This is a genomic window from Cellvibrio sp. GW822-FHT04B05, assembly GCF_058800985.1.
Genome location: NZ_JBXAMU010000005.1, coordinates 209,677 through 228,502 on the forward strand (window position 1 = coordinate 209,677; position 18,826 = coordinate 228,502).

General features: G+C 45.8%; 14 protein-coding genes. 4 read left to right on the forward strand and 10 right to left on the reverse strand.

Features of this window, described 5'->3' with window-relative positions; genetic code table 11:
- Positions 1-54: 54 nt before the first annotated feature.
- Complete coding sequence (locus AC1RJL_RS16655; protein ID WP_492916059.1) at positions 55-474, reverse strand: hypothetical protein; 420 nt, start codon at positions 472-474, stop codon at positions 55-57.
- 16 nt (positions 475-490) lie between these two features.
- On the reverse strand, positions 491-2,761 hold the full coding sequence (locus AC1RJL_RS16660) for a heavy metal translocating P-type ATPase (protein ID WP_492916062.1): 2,271 nt from the start codon (positions 2,759-2,761) through the stop codon (positions 491-493).
- Between the two features lie 125 nt (positions 2,762-2,886).
- Between AC1RJL_RS16660 and AC1RJL_RS16665 the strand changes: the two genes are divergently transcribed.
- The 4 genes from AC1RJL_RS16665 to AC1RJL_RS16680 all read left to right on the forward strand — a co-directional run bounded on the left by AC1RJL_RS16665 (position 2,887) and on the right by AC1RJL_RS16680 (position 6,440).
- A complete protein-coding gene (locus AC1RJL_RS16665) occupies positions 2,887-3,864 on the forward strand; it encodes an HPP family protein (protein WP_492916064.1) in 978 nt (325 codons plus the stop codon).
- A 149-nt stretch (positions 3,865-4,013) separates the two neighbouring features.
- Positions 4,014-4,832: a peptidylprolyl isomerase gene (locus tag AC1RJL_RS16670; RefSeq protein ID WP_492916066.1), complete on the forward strand. Its 819-nt coding sequence runs from the start codon at positions 4,014-4,016 to the stop codon at positions 4,830-4,832.
- A gap of 37 nt (positions 4,833-4,869) precedes the next feature.
- The gene (locus AC1RJL_RS16675; protein WP_492916069.1) at positions 4,870-5,223 is read left to right on the forward strand and encodes a hypothetical protein; all 354 of its coding nucleotides are present in this window, start codon (positions 4,870-4,872) and stop codon (positions 5,221-5,223) included.
- Between the two features lie 212 nt (positions 5,224-5,435).
- Positions 5,436-6,440: a right-handed parallel beta-helix repeat-containing protein gene (locus AC1RJL_RS16680; RefSeq protein WP_492916070.1), complete on the forward strand. Its 1,005-nt coding sequence runs from the start codon at positions 5,436-5,438 to the stop codon at positions 6,438-6,440.
- 110 nt (positions 6,441-6,550) lie between these two features.
- Here the strand turns inward: AC1RJL_RS16680 and AC1RJL_RS16685 are convergent, their stop codons facing one another.
- The 8 genes from AC1RJL_RS16685 to glgC all read right to left on the reverse strand — a co-directional run bounded on the left by AC1RJL_RS16685 (position 6,551) and on the right by glgC (position 18,715).
- A complete protein-coding gene (locus AC1RJL_RS16685; RefSeq protein WP_492916072.1) occupies positions 6,551-7,240 on the reverse strand; it encodes a response regulator in 690 nt (229 codons plus the stop codon).
- A gap of 70 nt (positions 7,241-7,310) precedes the next feature.
- Positions 7,311-8,837, reverse strand: coding sequence for a sensor histidine kinase (locus AC1RJL_RS16690; RefSeq protein WP_492916074.1), 1,527 nt, complete (start codon positions 8,835-8,837; stop codon positions 7,311-7,313).
- Positions 8,837-10,288, reverse strand: coding sequence for a TrkH family potassium uptake protein (locus AC1RJL_RS16695; protein ID WP_492916076.1), 1,452 nt, complete (start codon positions 10,286-10,288; stop codon positions 8,837-8,839). Before AC1RJL_RS16695 ends, AC1RJL_RS16690 begins: the two co-directional genes overlap by 1 nt.
- Before the next feature lie 141 nt (positions 10,289-10,429).
- Positions 10,430-13,528 carry a phosphorylase b kinase regulatory subunit alpha/beta gene (locus AC1RJL_RS16700; protein ID WP_492916078.1) on the reverse strand — a complete coding sequence of 1,033 codons (3,099 nt, stop codon included), beginning with the start codon at positions 13,526-13,528 and terminating at the stop codon, positions 10,430-10,432.
- A gap of 211 nt (positions 13,529-13,739) precedes the next feature.
- Positions 13,740-14,102, reverse strand: a complete 363-nt coding sequence (locus AC1RJL_RS16705; RefSeq protein ID WP_492916080.1) for a hypothetical protein — start codon at positions 14,100-14,102, stop codon at positions 13,740-13,742.
- A gap of 43 nt (positions 14,103-14,145) precedes the next feature.
- A complete protein-coding gene (malQ, locus tag AC1RJL_RS16710) occupies positions 14,146-15,660 on the reverse strand; it encodes a 4-alpha-glucanotransferase (protein ID WP_492916082.1) in 1,515 nt (504 codons plus the stop codon).
- Positions 15,661-15,729: 69 nt separating this feature from the next.
- Positions 15,730-17,457, reverse strand: coding sequence for a glycoside hydrolase family 57 protein (locus AC1RJL_RS16715; protein WP_492916084.1), 1,728 nt, complete (start codon positions 17,455-17,457; stop codon positions 15,730-15,732).
- A complete protein-coding gene (glgC, locus tag AC1RJL_RS16720) occupies positions 17,450-18,715 on the reverse strand; it encodes a glucose-1-phosphate adenylyltransferase (RefSeq protein WP_492916086.1) in 1,266 nt (421 codons plus the stop codon). Before glgC ends, AC1RJL_RS16715 begins: the two co-directional genes overlap by 8 nt.
- Positions 18,716-18,826: the final 111 nt, after the last annotated feature.

The window sequence follows — 18,826 nt, forward strand, 5'->3', positions numbered from 1 at the left end:
GAATCGATGCACAGATGTATTTCCTTGCGAGCAATATATTTCTCGCAAGGAAAATTATGCGTAAAACTGCGGTGGCCGCTGTGGTGTTTCCAAGGTAGGTTGTGCAGGTGAGGGAGTTTTGAACTGGATGTAGATGCTGTTCGAATCAATGCCCGGTGGCGTGAATTCACGTAGCACTAAAGCTGATTGCCAGCTGCATGAAAATTGACAATGGTTACAGGATGTAGTGTCCGGTGATGAAGGATTGTGATCGGTATTTGCCGGGCTATTAATTTGCAAATGAGATGCTGTTAATTGCACATCGGAAATAGAATTGTGACAGGGAATATAGGCTTTGGGCTCAGCTATTGAATCCAGTTGCGTAAGGCTGGATTCAATTTGCGCGCAATGCAGCCATTGCCCTGCAACCACCTGCAGCGGAAGCCACAGGCAGAGGGCAATCACAATGATAGGTAAGCGTTTGCGTGCAATCATTTGGCTAATCGTTTTTTCAGTTTGCTTGTTCAGTCGCGTATTCGTAGCGCCAGTTTTTAAGCCGCAATGCATTGGTTACTACAAATACACTGGATAATGCCATGGCCCCAGCGGCGAGCATGGGTGATAAGAGTACACCAGATAACGGATAAGCCACACCGGCGGCGAGCGGAATTAATGCGGCGTTATAGGCAAATGCCCAGAATAAATTTTGTTTGATATTGCGCATGGTGGCGCGTGCGAGCGCAATACTTTTCGGGACTCCGTCAATACCTCCACTCACCAATACAAGATCGGCGCTCTCTATAGCAATATCAGTTCCCGTTCCAATCGCCAAACCAAGGTCAGACTCTGCAAGTGCGGGTGCATCGTTAATGCCGTCACCTACAAATGCAATTGCGCCATGCTGTTTGCGCAGTTTTTTAACCGCCGAGACTTTTTGTTTGGGTAGCACTTCAGCGATCACCAAATCAATTCCTAATTGCCGTGCAATCACATCTGCAGCGCGCTGGTTATCACCGGTGATCATGGCGATTTTAAAACCTAAATCATGTAATGATTTCAATGCTTCAGCGGTACCGGGCTTTATTGTATCCGCCAGCGCCATCACGGCAGCAATTTGGTTGTTGAGTGCAACATATATTGGTGTTTTTCCTTCGCTCGCCAATTGTTGTGCGCTATCGAGAAAAGAATCCAAAGGAATACCGAATTGCGTAAACAAGCGATCCGCACCGATATAAATTGTTTCTCCGGATACCGTTGCTTTTAAACCGGAACCAGTAATGGCCTCAAATGATTCCACATTACCGAGTGGAATTTTTTCTGCCTCCGCTGCTTTTACCAACGCATTTGCGATTGGGTGTTCGGAATGCTGTTCGGCCGTTGCAGCGAGGGCAAGCACGGTTTTCTTTTCAAATCCGGGAGCAACAATAAAATCCGTAAGCGTAGGTTGACCGATAGTCAGCGTGCCGGTTTTATCAAACGCGATTGTTTTCACTTCAGCTAATGTTTGCAGCGCGCTGCCGCGACGAAACAGTAAGCCGAGATTAGCGGCGCGACCGGTACCGACCATAATCGATGTCGGTGTTGCCAATCCCATGGCACAGGGGCAGGCGATAATCAACACTGCAACAGCATTGACCAGCGCAAAGCCAAGCGTGGGTTCAGGACCAGCGATTAGCCAAACCAGAAAAGTGATGACAGCAATCAGTATCACCACGGGCACAAACCATTGGGTGATTTTGTCTACCAGGGCTTGGATGGGTAACTTGGAACCTTGTGCGGATTCAACCAGGTCAATGATTTGGGCGAGCAATGTATCTTTACCGGTTTTAGTGACTTTGCAGGTAAAAGATCCATTGGTGTTGAGCGTGCCGCCAATCACTTGTGCCCCGGCGCTTTTGCTTACCGGTATAGGTTCGCCAGTCATCATCGATTCGTCGACAAAAGAGGCTCCCTGAATGATTTCACCGTCCAGTGCTATTCGCTCGCCGGGGCGGACAAGGAGTAGGTCATCAACGTGGATAAGTGCAATATCCACAGTTTCATGCTGTTCACCTTTCACCCTTGTCGCCACGTGCGGCTGAAGTTTTACCAATCGGGCGATGGCGTCGCTGGTGCGGCCGCGTGCGTTTGCTTCCATCAATCGTCCGAGCAAAATCAGGGTGACTATAACAGCAGCAGCTTCAAAATAGACGTTTACCGTTCCGGCTGGCAAAAGAGCAGGAGCAAAGGTCGCCACCAGTGAATAACCCCAGGCAGCGAGACTGCCGAGGGCAACCAGGGAATTCATATCCGGTTGCAAACGTAGGAGGGCAGGCAATCCCTTTTGGTAAAACGCACGGCCGGGGCCGAACATCACCAGGGTTGTTAACACTGCTTGAATAATCCAGTTCCAAATTCCGAGATTTGCCATTAACCAGTGATGGAAGGCAGGAATCAAATGACCGCCCATTTCCATTACAAAGACGGGGGTAGTTGCGATCAATGCCAGAAAGAATTTTTGTTTAAGTTGTAAGCGCTCTTGCTCGCGCCGTTCGGCTTGTTCGTTGCGATCATCGTTATTGGCAAGCGAGGCTTTATAGCCAGCTTGCTCAACGCTGAGAATCAGATCTTCGGCTGCGACAGGATGCGTAAGTAACAGATGTGCTCGCTCAGTGGCGAGGTTGACGCTGGCAGAACTGACGCCATCGACCGCGGCCAAGGCTTTCTCGACATGAGCGACGCAGGAGGCGCAGCTCATCCCACTGATGGCTAATTCTAATTCCTGCTGTTGGGTGGACATCATTCTATCCTCTTGAGTACCTTGGTCTAAGACTAAACCTTTCCGTAAGGGGAAGGTCAAGCAGCGATTTGCAGTCGGCGCGATAAACATCTAGGATTCCGCCCTTTATTGGTGCGTTGGAATTTACCATGACGATCAAACATATAATTCACGAAGCTCGTCTGTATTTGGGCATCGAGCGCAATACCACCCGTCACGGCGAGAAGATTATTTCCGCCGTGGGTGCTTTTCTCGGCATATTGGCCGTGTATTGGGGCACTCGCTGGTGTTTCCCCGACGGCTTCATGCACACCGCAGGCACCTTGATTATGGTGACCTCCATGGGAGCGAGTGCGGTGTTATTGTTTGCGGTACCGCAGGGAGCTTTATCCCAACCCTGGTCGGTAGTCGGCGGGCATTTGCTCTCGGCGTTTGTCGGAGTGTCGATCCAGCAATTATTTCCCGACCAAACCTGGACCCCTGCTTTGGCGGTAGGTTTGGCCGTCGGGGTAATGCATTACCTGCGTTGCATGCATCCTCCCGGCGGCGCGACCGCATTGGCAGCAGTAATTGGTGGCCCGGAGATTTACCGGCTGGAATATTACTATCTGTTAATGCCCATCCTGATTAACGTCACCAGCATCATGGTGATGGCAATCGCGTTCAACGCGCTATTTTCCTGGCGCCGTTATCCCGCCCATCTTACCCGTCGCAAGCTTGCCAAACCGGCGGCTGCGGCGGAGCGACAATTTGAATTGACCCAGGAAGACTTTTCCGCAGCGATGGAGCAGCTCAACTCTTATGTAGATATCACCACTGAAAACCTGACCCAGTTATTGGAACTCGCCAAGCAACATGCCGAGAAAAACATCACCCACCCTGAACAGATCATAGCCGGACACTTCTACAGCAATGGGAAATTGGGGAACTTGTGGAGCGTACGTCAGGTCGTAGACGCCGCTGATAATCAAAACGCCAACAAAGATCAGGTAATATATAAAGTTGTGGCCGGCGCCGGTGGCTATGCAACGGGTATTTGCCTTCGTGCAGAATTTCGCCAATGGGCACGCTACGAGGTTAAACAACAACCTAACGGCCACTGGAAGAAAGTCACTGATGAGGAATAACCTCAATAAGATGGCGTAAGTATTACAAATTCCAACAAATTTCAGATGTTGAGCGACAGCCAGTCAGGATAAGATGCGGTAATCCTGGCTGGGTCTATAGGCTCCGTTAGCAACAACATCAGTCTATTTATAACTAGAGGTTTTCGTCCATGCATTCATCCGCCCAGTTTGTATCCCCGGCTAAATGGCTCAAACTTACCATTTCAGCAGCTTGCTTAAGTGCGGGCGTTGTAATGACCCAAGCCGCTTCTGCAACGACCGTACAATTTCAAACTGTACTGGGCGATTTTGAAGTAAACCTCTTTGATAAAACCACGCCTAAAACCGTGGAGAATTTTTTGGCTTACGTGAAAGCTAATGCTTATACCAATACAATCGTTCACCGTTCAGTTCCTGGTTTTGTTATCCAAGGTGGTGGCTATAAGTATGTAAATAGCCCGCGTCTGGATGCTATCCCACAAAATGCCAAAGTGGTAAATGAACCTGTTTACTCGAATGTGCGCGGTACCATCGCTATGGCTAAAGTGGGCAGTGATGCAAACAGTGCAACTAATCAATGGTTCTTTAATCTCAGTAACGACAACGTATCGAATCTTGATAAGCAAAACGGTGGGTTTACTGTTTTTGGACAAGTGACTGGAAATGGCATGGCTATTGTTGATGCTATTGCAGCATTAAATCGATTTAATATGGGAACAGATACTCCATTTTCCAGCATTCCACTGCGTAATTACACTGCAGCTGATAACACCAATAATGTGCCGGTAACTGGTGATCACTTTATGATTATTCAGAATATCGTGATCCTGAATGCTGATCCAGATACAGCAGCCAACCTTACCCCGGCTAAAAACACTTTGATTAACGAAAAAGATGACAAAGGCGGCGGCGGTAGTATTGGTTTGTTCAGCTTGATGATGTTGGGTTTGCTTGCGCTGGGTCGTAAAAGCCTGTTGAATAGGAAGTAACTTTTTATACCCAGAGGGATATACCGTGGTTACCTATTTGTATTGGTTTGCTGTTATCAGTGTCGCTATTTTTGTTTTTTGGGGTGTAGGACGTTACTTAAAATGGAAAGTCGGTCTGATTGGCGCCTTGGTGATATTGGCTATCGGCTGGGGAAGTTATTACTTTCATTACGAGCAATATTTCGTCAAAAATCTGGGGGGAGTAATGTCGATTGCCGTTCCTGACGGACAAATGCATATGCAAGCAACCTGGAAGGAAGAAAACTTGTGGATTGAAAATTACAATCCAAAAACCAATACCTGCATTTTCAGTGAATATTCAAAAGGCAGTTTGTTAGAGGGTAGGGTTACCATTAAAAACTGCAATCCACTTATGCCAAAAACAGAATAACATGCTGAAAATTATCAAGTAATTAACACAAAAGGGACCCTTGGTCCCTTTTGTGTTTCCAGAATACCCACTTCATATGGCTCGCAATTTGGTATTTGACGAAAATTAGATTTTTTAAGGCTAAAGGCGCATTTTTCATTGTAGTGATGCCTTTTAGAGCTAATCTTTAATTAAGCGGAGTATGTTATCCCGCGTTCGAGAGAGGCCACACTATGAAAATCACTCATAGCGCGCAAATTATCTGGGCGTTGTTCGCAGCATTGTTAGTTAGCGGTTCAATACCCGCCTACGCGGCAAAAACCGTCAAAGAAAAAACGTGCAGTGCGATTCAAAAAGCAATCAATCAACTACCCGCAGAAGGTGGAGAGTTAACGCTACAGGCTGGCATTTATACTTGCACTCATCCTATTGTCATTGATAAAAATAATGTCACTCTGCGTGGTGCCGGTCCTGCAACACTATTGCGTCTCGCAGATCATATTAACGCGCCTGTGATTGTAATGGGTTCTGCTGAAAACGTTCCCAGCTACGCGGTGCGGTATGCACGCGTTACTGATTTGACAATTGATGGTAATCGCGTCAATCAAACAGCTGAATGCATGGGCGGGCCTTGCAGTGAGGAGTTTCCACTGCGCAATAACGGCATTAGTATTCGCCGCTGCGTTGATTGTGTGGTGCAATCCGTAACAGTATACGGCGCAATGTCAGGTGGGTTAGTGACTGAATTGGGTTGCCGCCGTTTAACTATTCGCGACTACACCTCATACGACAATGAATTTGATGGCCTTGCAGGTTACGAAACAGAAGACAGCACATTTTCCGGCATTCATTTGTACGGCAATAAAGCTGCCGGTATTTCGACTGATATCAAATTTAATAACAACAAATTCTATGATGTAACTATCGCCGACAATAAAACTGTGGGCATATTTATGCGCGACTCGCTCGATAATTCATTCACTAATTTGCATATCCGCGACAATGTGCAACACGGTATTTTTCTTGCGCAAGTGAATACCGATCCGAGTACTGCAGCTACCGGGAATACATTTACAGGAGTAGTAATTTCCCGTTCGGGCGGCATGGGCATTTTGGCTAACGATGCATCCTGCGTAAATAACATGATGGTAGGTGCGCAATTCATTAATAACAAGCATGGTTGCATTAGTGAAGCGACATCAGGATTGGTAGAAAATGTTGGAGCAATTTGCCGCTGAGTTATCGGCAGCAAATTTTTAAAGTACAGATTTCAGATGTGTGTGTACCAGGATGTATTTTTAAGCGAGCTCGCAGCCTTTATGGTTGCGAGCTTTTTTTATGAGGGGTTTTAATTTTCTACGCTTGGCAAGAAACGATAACCCACACCAGGTTCTGTTTCTATATAGCGAGGGTTGGAGGGATCATCTCCCAATTTCGTGCGAAGGCGTGCAATAAAAATGCGCAAGTAATGGGTATCCTCAACATGGGTGCCACCCCAAATTTCGCGCAACAATTGTTGTTGGGTAACCAATCGACCGGCGTTATTAATCAGGCGTTTAAGCAATTCGAATTCTTTGCGCGATAGCTTGATGACTTCACCATCAACTGTGAGCTTGCGCTCCTGTAATTCGATCAGTATGCGTTCATCCTGATATTTCTGGACAGTTTCCACACTTGGGCCAAAGGCCTTGATAAGCCCGCGAATACGAGCCAACAATTCCTGGATACCGAAGGGTTTGACCACATAATCATTAGCACCTGTATCCAGCGCCTGAACTATCTCTGATTCGCGGTTACGAACGGATAGCACGATGATGGGGGCGTGAAAAAAATCGCGCAGCTTTTTGAGCACAACTTGACCATCAAGATCGGGCAAGCCCATATCGAGAATAATCAAATCGGGAGGCGTTTCGGCCGCCAGTGCTAACCCTTGCCTACCATTATCAGCTTCATGGATAACATAGCCTTGGGCAGTAAGGCCGATTTGCAGGAAACGACGAATCTGTGGTTCGTCATCAATAATTAGAATATTGCTCATGGTTACTCCACTTTTCCGGGGAAGTATAATCACCGCTAATTTGGCCGGGTGTCATATCCCTGTTAAATTTTTATTCTTCGGATTTACCAATATCTTGCTCTATTGCAATGCTGACAGGAAGCTCAATCCTTACGCAACATCCAGGATTGGATTTATCCCATAACCGTTTCGGGTTGCTGTGAATACTAACACTGCCACCATGCGCCATGATCATTCCCTGGCAAATAGTTAATCCAAGGCCGCTTCCCGAGCGACGACGATCACCTTTCTCTGCGGTATGGAAGCGCTCGAATACCTTTTGCCGCTCATCTTCCGGAATACCGGTGCCTTGGTCACAAATAGTAATGACCATTCGGCCTTCTTCTTTTGAGCAGTGGATATCGATGCTTTCATTTATTGGCGAGAATTTGATCGCATTATCGACCACGTTAAAAATTGCCTGTTCCAACAGTGCTGCGTGCACGTAGAGTGGTGGCAAATCCGGATCTATATCCTCCTTCAAATAATTATGGATGAGCAGGGGGCGCAGGCGTTTTTTAACCACACCCATAATCTCTTCCACGCTCACCCAATCACACTCCAGTTGCAGCTGGCCAAAACCGAGGCGAGTCATATCCAGCAGGTTTTGTGTATACCGGTTCAGGCGTTGCGCTTCTTCCAAAACGGTATCCAAGAGCTCGCGTGTTTGCTGTTTATCCAAATGCTCGCCGAATTCAATTACCGTCGAAGTAGCACCGATCATAGTCGTGAGCGGAGTGCGGAAATCGTGCGAAACCGATGAGAGCAGGGCAGAGCGCAGCAATTCATTTTCTTTTGCAGTTTTTTCTTTTTCAAGATCGGCAGCCAAGCGGGTTCTCTCTAGCGAAATATTTACCTGGCGTAATAACAAGAGAAAAATATCCTTGGGCAAATATTGGATATTCTCAGTTGCAATTCGCAATAGGCCAATTACTTGCTGGGAGTTATAGAGGAAATAAACATCATATTCCTGTTCCAACTCGGGAATTTTTGCGATCACTTCCGGAGTCAGGCGTAGCTTCAGTAACTCTTCCAGATAGGTTTTGCGTAAATTAGTCAGGCGGCGAATCATCGGGTGTGTAACCCAGTTATCCGCATCAGTGATGAGAACACAGTTTTCACGCCAAGGCTTGAGTGCATCACGCATCGCTGCGATAACTTCTTCGGTGTTTTGCGCTTTGGGAAGTTCTTCCAGCAATTCTAATTCAATATCAGTCATAAATTCGCGCTCGCGAATTTTTTGCACATTGCGTTTCTGCTTGGTGGCCACGTAACCGATGATGATGGCTGAAAACACAAATAACAGGATAGTAAGTATATCTTCCCGCCCATGAATCAGAATCGAACCATCGGACTCTGCAAAAAAGAAACTATAGGCAAAGAAACTGGACAGAGCATTAATAATGGCCAGCTCAACCGTCACGTTGATGGAAATAAAAACCACCATCACCAAATACAATAATTGCACGTTGGTGTTAGGCAAATAATCGGTGATAAGAAATGCAAGCGGCGTCAGCAACCAGGGAAAGAGTATTGCTATCGGATAAGCAAATTTTCGGATGTGTTGTTCGATGCTCATCACGCGCGCCAGAATGCTGGAGTAAAAAGCACCAGGATGGTTAAAAATTCCAGCCGACCAAGTAGCATGCCGGCCGAGAGCGCCCATTTTGCAGTATCGCTCAAACTGGAGAAGTTTCCTGCAGGGCCAATAATGGGACCAAGCCCTGGTCCTACATTCATGAGGGAAGATGCAGTCCCAGTGATGCTGGTGATCAAATCCAGTCCAGTAAGCGATAGGATCGAAGCAATAACTACAAAGCAAACCATCATCAGGAACATATAGGAAATTGACGAAGCGATAATCTCTGAGCTGATCAATCGTCCGTTATAGCGCCGGCTAATAATTGCATGAGGATGAATCGCAGTAATAATTTGCTCTTTTACCAAGCTGGCGAATATTTGCAGGCGAAACACTTTGATCCCGCCACTGGTTGAGCCAGAACATCCACCAACAAACGTAACAAAGAAAAAGATGACGACAGCCAACGGCCCCCAATGTTGATAATCGCCCGACGCAAATCCGGTAGTGGTAATCACAGAAACCAAATTAAAACAGGCCATCGTCAAGGCTGTAAAGATAGGCATATGTTCGGTCAGGATTAGTTGTGCAGTCAGGACCAGCGTTGTTATTGCCACAATCCAAAGCAGGGCGCGCACTTGTGTGTCATTAAACACGATAAGTTTTCTGCTAATCATAAAGCGTACAAATAGCACAAATGGAAATGCGCCGGCCAACATAAAAGGGATAGCAATCCAATGGATCAGCAAGCTATCAAACTGCGCAAATGAATGGTCCGAGGTTGAAAAGCCACCCGTCGATACCGTCGCCATGGCGTGATTGAGTGCATTGAAAAAATCCATCCCCGCAAGCCAAAAAGCCAGGCAGCAGATAAGGCTCAAGCCCAAATAGCAATAAATTATCATCGCCATCAAACTGCGCGCGCGGGGCATGGCTTTATCTGACCAGTCTGACGATTCCGTTTTGAATAGGCGCATTCCGCCTACCCGTAAAAAAGGCAATACAGCAATCGCCATCCCGATAATACCAACGCCGCCGATCCAGTTCAGGATGGAGCGCCAGAGCAAAATATCCTTGGGTCTGGTATCTAATCCGGCCATTACCGATCCACCGGTTGCAGTGACACCTGATACTGATTCAAACACGGCATCAGCGATACCAAGTGGATTCGACATCAAAAAGAAGGGCAGAGTGCTAAACAGGGAAACGCCAGTCCATGCGCAAGTGGTAATCAGAAATACCTGTCTTGGTTGCATAAAGTCCAGCCGGGATTTTTTGCCAATCAGCAAAAAAACGATCCCGGCAAGACTGGTAATGGTCGCAGACGAAAAAAAAGCGAGTTGATTGTCACTGCTATAGGTAATGGACAGAGCCAAGGGAACCAGCATAAATAAGGCGAGAATATTCAGGATAGCGCCCAAAATCAGCAGCGTAGGCCCTAATAGTTTCATAATGCTCAACTTATACCGGAATATGTGCCATGGATTTGGCCGCATTCTAAACGCTACGTTGGCAGGAGCCTATGGGGGAGCGGTATATATTTCATAAAACTAGCTGGTCAGGCGTACTGACTTCCGCCTGACCATCGGGCATTAATAAGGTTGGGTAATCTCCGCATAAATCAGGGTTACATAAAGATTCATAATATGCGGTGATTGCTGCATAAAAACGGTTAAGTCAGTTTCAATGCCCAAACTGTTCATCTGTGCCTTGCGCTCACTCATATAACGTATCGCTGCACGCTCAAGCACCTCGCGAAATACCACGGGGTTTTGGAAGCGAACTTGCGGATTATTAATACAAAACTGAGTATAGGCATAGAGGGCTTCTACTACCGAACTTTTGTAATAGGCCGGATAGAGCTGATGGGTCAATTGGTCGATTAGGTGTGCGAAACTTTCTTCACCCGGTGTCATTGATTGACGGATAGTTTTGCAATCGAGACTGAAGCTTGCACCGTTTGCATTACTAAACACAAGTGATTGCGAGAACATCAGGCTGTGCCAGATATCCTTGAGGAAATTCGCATCGAAATGGGTAATTAATCCACGTGCAGTTCTCCATTCCAGCCAATCAGTATCCATCGCGTCTGACAACACTGGATTTTCATCGTCAGTATTTTCGTTGTGATGAATTTTATAGGGTGTAATATGATTGATGCCTTGGGAAAACACTTTTTTGCGCGATGTCAAAATCGAGCGAATTTTTTTATATAATTTTGCCGGTGACTGCAAACCCAACCACTCCAGCATGCTGACATCTTCAGCATCACCTTTATCCATTCCACATAGCAGCATAAAGTTGCGCAATTGCACGGAATGCAAACCATCAAATAATTTAGGCTCAGAGCGAATTAACGAACCAATAGCTGAAATTAATTCTTGCACCAAGGTTCGTTCAAGCAAGTCAGGAAATAATTGCCGCACGCTTTCGAAATAAGTGGCGTTCGAAAATGACTGATCAACTTTAATTTCGGTGTGATTGTTGTCGCCCACAGTAATTGTTAAATTGCGCGCAGCAAGCAGCGTCAAACTATCAGCCAGATCGGTTAAGGTGTAGCTCAATTGTGAAAAGCAAAAGCGTGCCAGCAACCAATAGTTAACCTTTTGCGACCGATAAAAAATATCGCGAATTAAATCTTTAACCGTTATGGCCGCACCATTGATGCCGATGTTATCGGAAAGCTTGCGCTTTTTTACGTAGACTGAAAATTTGCGATAAGTGATAATGTCGCTTTCAGTATAAAAATGTTCAAGCAAAGCAGCGGCGACCGGTTCCAGTTGCGCTGGTTGTAAGGCGTCATCACCCGATGTCGCAGCCAATATTTGGTTGTTCATCGAGGGGATATGAAAGTAGGGGATCGATAAACTGTTTACATGTGATGCTCGATAAGCAAGATTGGCCGACGCATAACCAACATACTCGTGTTCCGTGCGCAGTTGATAATCGCGTAGAGTTGCAAATAGTAATTCAGCATTAGGTACTTTATAAAGGCGATGATCCATCATCAGCGTAAATACAGCAACTTCTGAACTGAGCCAGTTTTTGTAAATAAACTCAATTTCCTGCGTCAGGTTTTCTATTACCCATTGTGCATCGTAACGGCGATAATCTTCACGTTCGCTTTGCAGCCAGGATAAGCTCAAATAAACCTTGTTGTTGATTTCGTAAGTCTGTGAAGTTGCCAAACTTTGTACGCGTCGGCGTGGGCGACCAGATAATCCCAATGCTTTGTTTTCACCAACACGGGCATAAGTTTCCATTAAGCTTGATGCTGATATCACCCCCATCGGTTTAATATCCTGCAAACTCTCTGCAATAACACCGTATTTGGCAAGGTGTTGCTTAATAGTATCGTTCTCGGCGAGGACGACCAAAGCAATATTGGATTTGATAAATCGAGTGGAGCGACGACGCATTTTTAGTGGGTCAAGGTCATCGGTGCTTACCAAGCCTTCATCCAGCATCAGGCCCGTTAGATACAAACTTTGCGCCCAGACTAGCGGAATGTTTTCATTTGGAACTCGCGTTTGCGAGCGAGGATTTTGTTTTTCGCCTTCGACATTTTCAATCGGTAAATAATAGAGTTCTGGCAGCAAACCTATACCATCAACATGCACCATAAGTGATTCAAGTTTTTTACGATAATGCTTTGCGGTTGCTTCACTACCATCAAATAATGCGGTGATATATAAATAGGTAAAGAATAGCGGCCATTCAGATTCCACATTGGCAAAATTACCAAGCTCATCGTGCTCATAATAAATGCGAGAACTTTCTTCCAATACAGTTTGATGCCCATCCCACAGAAAGCGTTTGCAACCGTAGTTACCGCCCAGTTTTGTTAAAACAGAATCGCGCGTTTGCGTTGCAAGCGTTTCCTTACCAACCGCAAATGCGGGGAAACCGATAATACTGAGCAGCGCACTATCTGTTTCTTTTGAGAGTGATTCGCGTGGTAATAGTGAGGCGAGGGTGGTGCGAGCGAGTGAAATCGCATCGGCAATTACATGGATAACCGCCCTTTTATCGCCATGTTTGCCAAATAAATTAAAGCCGTCCAACGCTTGCAATGCCGCTTTGGCCATACCAACCGAACTGGCATTGATTTCGGTTTTACCATTATTAACTTTATTGCCGCGCTCCCAGATACCGTAGTCCGGGGTGCGGTATGCGCTGGCGATGTAATAAACCAGATTCTGGATAAAATCGACTTCATCAGGCGTACAAATAATGCGTAAACCTGACGCACTCATTTGAGCGAGCATCAATAGAAATAAGGAAGTTGCATCTATTTGCAAATGACCCCATGCATCGTCAGCAACAACAGGAAGGCCAGTGGCTGTATCGTATTTTGCGTGGAGTGCATCGCCATTTTGCAATGAGTGTTTGAAAGCCTCAACCTTGTGCGCCTGGCGCATCATGGACTGCAACAATCCACGCATAAGCTTGATAGTGGATTGCTGGAGTTGATCACTTTTATGATCTTCACCTTGATGCTTGAAAGCCATACCCAAGGTCCACACACAAACAATGGAATAGACGTTATCGCGCACCCAGGCGTCAGTGTAATCACCGTGATTATTAATAGCGGTACTTGCAGGAAGCAAACCGGTAACCGGATGCTGTTTACTTAAAATGACTGTTTCGACTTCAGCGTATAAACGCTCTAACAGTTGTTTATGCTTCATAGAGCAGTTGCCATCAAGTAGGGTCTTAGATGGGCAACTTCAATGCAGGGATTATTTCCGGAGGAAGACTTAAGCCTTTGATAGCTATACAAATCACAATTTAACATAATATACATTATGCGCAATCAGCGTTTATACCATCTTCAAGTCCAATGATTCCCAATTAAAGCTGCCTCGTTGTTATGCTTGGACATCTAATCTAAATGTGTCTTCAAGCACTTGCCACCATATCAAACAATTCGCTTTCTTGTGGTGTCTCTGGTGATGCGCGCAGCATTTCTATCAACTGATCACCAGCTTCTTCTGTGAGCATATCTAACTCAACACCAAATCCATGCTCGGTCGCATGTATAACTATCGAGTCAAACCGATAACGTTGTAATTTCTGTGAGCTGCGATAAACCAAAATTTCTATCCCTAACTGCTGCAACGGCCTCACATCAACCAAATCTGATTCAATAAATAGGCCGTGTCGAGTTCCGTTCTTGATGCGGCCAATTGCCACCGGGACATCGTAACGGTAAATCAGAATTTTAATATCGGCTGTATGGCGCGCGCTGCATCTATGTTCCATAGCGGTTCCTGCAATAAGTTGAGTGATTAATGTTCTATCGACGCTAGTTCAGGCGATGATAGACTCTTAACAATTGCCGAATACGCTCAGCAAGTGTGGGTTCAACTTGATCCCACGAAAACGTCCACACCCAATTTTTATCCGTTGTTCCGGGCATATTCATCCTGTGCCCTCCGTCTAACTCCAAAAAATCCTGCATGGGAATGATTACCATGCGCCCTACGGATGCCAGCGCCGCTTCAATCAATAACCATGGCACTTCATCGGTAGAATTAAAACAGTATTGTTTGAGCTGTTGACGATTCGCATCTGTCAAAGTGCTATACCACCCAACGGTAGTATCGTTATCGTGAGTTCCTGTGTAGATCACATCGCTACGGCTGTGGTTGTGTGGTAAATGTGGATTGGCGGTATTACCATCAAATGCAAACTGCAGCACCAACATTCCAGGTAATTCAAATTGATTGCGGAGCGCTTCCACTTCATCAGTGATTACACCAAGGTTTTCCGCTACCAGCGGTAAATCCGGATAAGCCTCGAAACACGCTTTTAAAAATGCTTCGCCAGGTGCTTTTACCCATTTCCCCAAGCGGGCATCGTGGCTGTTACCCGGTATTTCCCAATAGGCTTCAAATCCGCGAAAGTGATCGATACGAATCAAATCAAACAGTTGTAATTGCGTACGCAAACGCGCCAACCACCATTGGAAACCATCAGCTTCCATTGCGTTCCATGCGTAATGAGGATTCCCCCAATGCTGTCCGGTTTCGGAGAAATAATCTGGCGGCACACCTGCAACGGTAAGTGGATTCCCCTCTTCGTCCAACTGAAAATAATGCTGTTGCGCCCAGACATCAGCACTGTCATGCCCGACAAAAATAGGCATATCCCCAAACAGATAAATTCCCTTCTGATTGGCATAACTTTTTAGTGCCTGCCATTGGGTAAAAAAAGAAAATTGCTCAAATAAAATCAGGTCGATTTTTGCTTTAAGCTGCTGACGACTTTTTTTCAATGCTGCTTCATCGCGTGCCCGCAATTCTTTTGGCCAAGTAACCCAGGATGCGCCTTTATATTCGGATCGCAATGCACAGAAAAGTGCAAAATCATCTAACCAATAATGTTGTTGTGAACAAAAAATCTGAAATTGGTCACGGGTTCCTGAACCATTATTACTTTCCAGATGCTTAAAAAATGAAAGCGCGCACTGTTGATGGGCGTCATTTAATGATTTTTCACCAACTAGTTGCACATCTTCTGTTTTTATCCATCCTTTCTCCTGTAACCAATCAAAGCTAATCAGGTTGGGATTACCCGCATGGGCCGAAATAGATTGGTACGGCGACATATCAGCTTGGGTTGGACCCGTCGGCAGCATTTGCCAAATAGTCAATCCTGCTTGTGCAATAAGATCTATAAAATAATAGGCGTCTTTTCCCAAAGTGCCGAATGCATTTTTACTATTTTTACCCCAACAGGATTCAGAGCAAGGTAACGATGTAGGATGCAACAAAACACCAGCTGTGCGTCGTTGAAATAATGGTGATTTGTCTGCCATCAATGCCCTTCCCTTTTTTTATACATTACATAAAACAGATGCTGATATTTTTAGTGTAATACCGGATTATTAATTTGCATGGCCTTGGCGCATGACGCCACCTGTCGCTGGATCGCCACCACCGACACTAATCACTTGATGCAAATAAGCAGGTGCGGGTTGCTCAATAAGCGAATACAAATTAAGTAGATGGCGACGGAATAAATACTCAAAATCACTGACGCTCTGTGCAGGGTTGTAATCACCGAACCACCAGAACCAATCTGAGCCTTCACACAACGCGAGTTGTTTTTCGATCTGCGTCAATTGTGCGGCAGAGAAGCTGCGTTTACTAAGTGCATGATCCACTTGTTGCTTCGCATCGCATAACATATCCCAACCGCGATTTTTATCCTTGTCACCAATCCAGGTGGAAAAACTACCGTATACCCAGCTGCCTGCAACCAGATGCGGCATTTTTACAGGAACCGGTTTTTGCTTATCCAGCACTTCACTGTAAGTCGACAATTCCAATTGTGGATGGGTGGTTAAGCGTGCGTATAAGGTGTGTAAAAAGTGGTAAGCATTTTCAGGAAAATATTCCCATGCGTTTTCACCATCCATGATCACAGAGATAACGGTATTTTTTGGATCCTTGCTCGCATTGGCGATATTCACCATGTGATTAACTAAATCACCAACTGCATCATCGGAGTGCCATGTGGCATATTTAAATCCGATAAGATCCGACAATCCGTCATCGCGAAAAAAAGTATTGATCTTGACGTTGGCAAATTCGTAAGCGCGATGGGGCGATTGATTATTAATTTTTATCTGATGTGCGGCAGCATGATTTTCGTGAGCGCGTAAACTATTGTGCAAAACTGAGTCGCCTGTTGCAGCCCAATCAAATTTTGCTTCTTGCAATAATTTTAATGTTTCATCGCTAAGTGCACCTTCCGAGGCCCAGCACCCTCTCGGACGTTTACCAAAATATTGTTCAAATGTTTTGAATCCTTCATTAAGATGCCATTTCGCGCGGTTGCGTCCATCTGGATAAAATGGGGCGTTGGGCAAGCTGACATCCGGCATGGCTTCTTTAGCGCTATTTAAATCGATAAGCAGAGGAACAATTGGATGGGCGTAAGGGCTCATACAAAGTTCAATTTGGCCTGACTCTGCGAGCTTACGGTAACGTGGGCCGATTGATGCTATTAACTCACCGATTATTTTCAATAACTCACGGCGGTCATCAAGTGTGTAATTGCGCTCTTTATTTTGCAGCGCCTGGATACGTTCATCGCTACGACGTGGAATTTCAGCGATCCAGCTCAAGTGGTACCACACGCCTAAATCCACTAAAAACTGCTCATTTAAATAGCGGCTGATAAACGGCTTTTCGTCAAAGGTGTTTACGATATTGGCAAGTTCCTGATATGCGGGAAACCGGTCAATCATCCGCTCGCGATTGGCGCGCAGGTATTTCTTGGCAAGATCAGTGAATGCCATAGTTCCCGGTGCTGGCAAAATTGGTTCGACCAGCGAGGCTAAAACGGCATCCTTTATTTTGCTTTCATTTTGCAAGTGCGCAGCAATCTGCTGCGCATAGTCATCCAACTGCTCCAATAGGATCGGTGCAAAATTGACCACCGCTTTAGCAGCTGGCTGCGCCTCAATGTGCGCAGCCATATCAACGTAATCTTTAATGGCGTGAAGGTAAGTCCAGGGGAAATAATATTCGCCCGTTACAATGTCACGATAATCGGGCTGATGCATGTGCCAAAGAAAAACAACCTTCGTTTTACCATTATTAACCATTGACTTCATCCTGTCCTAGCATGTCGGGAGTAACCAGCACTACGCCTTTTGGCGACACATGAAAGCGTTTTTTATCTGCTTCAAGATCGTAGCCAATCACTGTGCCCTCAGGAATTTTGCAGCGGCGATCAATCAGTGCTTTGCGAATTTTGCAGCGACGCCCTACTTCTACACTGGGAAATAAAACTGAATCTTCAATTTCGCAATAGGAATGAACGCGCACTCGCGGGAACAGTAGTGAGTGTTTTATTGCCGAACCGGAAATGATGCAACCACCAGCAATTAAAGAATCAACAGCGTATCCACGGCGACCTTCATCGTTAAAAACAAATTTGGCAGGAGCTACTTGCTCTTGATAAGTCCAGATGGGCCAAGCGGCATCGTATAAATCCAGTTCCGGTGTAATGCCAGTCAATTCAAGGTTGGCTTCCCACAGCGAGTCTACCGTCCCTACATCTCGCCAGTAGGCATCGCCGCCAGAGACTGGATCCTGGAATGGGAATGCATTCACCCGATGGGTTTTAATCATTGATGGAATGATATCTTTGCCAAAATCATGCGATGAATTTGGATTATCGCGATCCTTTAACAATTCGCGGAACAGCGCTTTTGTACTGAAAACGTAGATGCCCATCGAGGCCAATGCTTTATCGGGTTTGCCGATCATTGGTTCCGGATTTGCAGGCTTCTCTGTGAATTTTACAATTCGATGTTCCTTATCTATATCCATCACACCAAATGCATGCGCAATTTCCAATGGAACTTCGATGCAACCTACAGTGATATCTGCGCCACGCTCAACATGAGCAGCGATCATGGTGCCGTAATCCATTTTATAGACATGGTCACCCGCAAGAATTAATACGTACTCGGGATTGTGACGACGAATAATGTCGATATTTTGCAATACTGCATCGGCAGTACCTGCATACCATGATTCACTCAAGCGCTGTTGCGCCGGTAATAATTCTACGAATTCACCCAGCTCACCACCGAGAAAGCCCCAGCCGCGCTGTACATGACGATCGAGTGAATGAGATTTATATTGGGTTAACACGCTGATACGACGTATTCCGGAGTTGACGCAGTTAGAGAGAGGGAAGTCGATAATGCGGAATTTACCACCGAAATGTACTGCAGGTTTTGCACGCCAGTCTGTTAATTGATGCAACCGGGATCCACGCCCGCCTGCAAGAATTACCGCCAACGTTTCTCGCGTAAGGCGACTAACAAAACGCCCCGATGTTGGTGTACTCATTAATACGTATTCCTTATGGCTATTGTGTCTGAACTATGAATTTTGTGTTACAACGCTATGAGCAGTGTAAAGGCAATATCAATGCCAATAAATTGATTTGACTCAAACCTG

Bases quoted from the DNA above. Each gene is read 5' to 3' on its own strand.
- glgC (WP_492916086.1), bottom strand. From the start codon at position 18,715: ATGAGTACACCAACATCGGGGCGTTTTGTTAGTCGCCTTACGCGAGAA.
- AC1RJL_RS16660 (WP_492916062.1), bottom strand. From the start codon at position 2,761: ATGATGTCCACCCAACAGCAGGAATTAGAATTAGCCATCAGTGGGATG.
- AC1RJL_RS16665 (WP_492916064.1), top strand. From the start codon at position 2,887: ATGACGATCAAACATATAATTCACGAAGCTCGTCTGTATTTGGGCATC.
- AC1RJL_RS16715 (WP_492916084.1), bottom strand. From the start codon at position 17,457: ATGGTTAATAATGGTAAAACGAAGGTTGTTTTTCTTTGGCACATGCAT.
- AC1RJL_RS16705 (WP_492916080.1), bottom strand. From the start codon at position 14,102: ATGGAACATAGATGCAGCGCGCGCCATACAGCCGATATTAAAATTCTG.
- AC1RJL_RS16695 (WP_492916076.1), bottom strand. From the start codon at position 10,288: ATGAAACTATTAGGGCCTACGCTGCTGATTTTGGGCGCTATCCTGAAT.
- AC1RJL_RS16680 (WP_492916070.1), top strand. From the start codon at position 5,436: ATGAAAATCACTCATAGCGCGCAAATTATCTGGGCGTTGTTCGCAGCA.
- AC1RJL_RS16655 (WP_492916059.1), bottom strand. From the start codon at position 474: ATGATTGCACGCAAACGCTTACCTATCATTGTGATTGCCCTCTGCCTG.
- malQ (WP_492916082.1), bottom strand. From the start codon at position 15,660: ATGGCAGACAAATCACCATTATTTCAACGACGCACAGCTGGTGTTTTG.
- AC1RJL_RS16670 (WP_492916066.1), top strand. From the start codon at position 4,014: ATGCATTCATCCGCCCAGTTTGTATCCCCGGCTAAATGGCTCAAACTT.
- AC1RJL_RS16685 (WP_492916072.1), bottom strand. From the start codon at position 7,240: ATGAGCAATATTCTAATTATTGATGACGAACCACAGATTCGTCGTTTC.
- AC1RJL_RS16700 (WP_492916078.1), bottom strand. From the start codon at position 13,528: ATGAAGCATAAACAACTGTTAGAGCGTTTATACGCTGAAGTCGAAACA.
- AC1RJL_RS16690 (WP_492916074.1), bottom strand. From the start codon at position 8,837: ATGAGCATCGAACAACACATCCGAAAATTTGCTTATCCGATAGCAATA.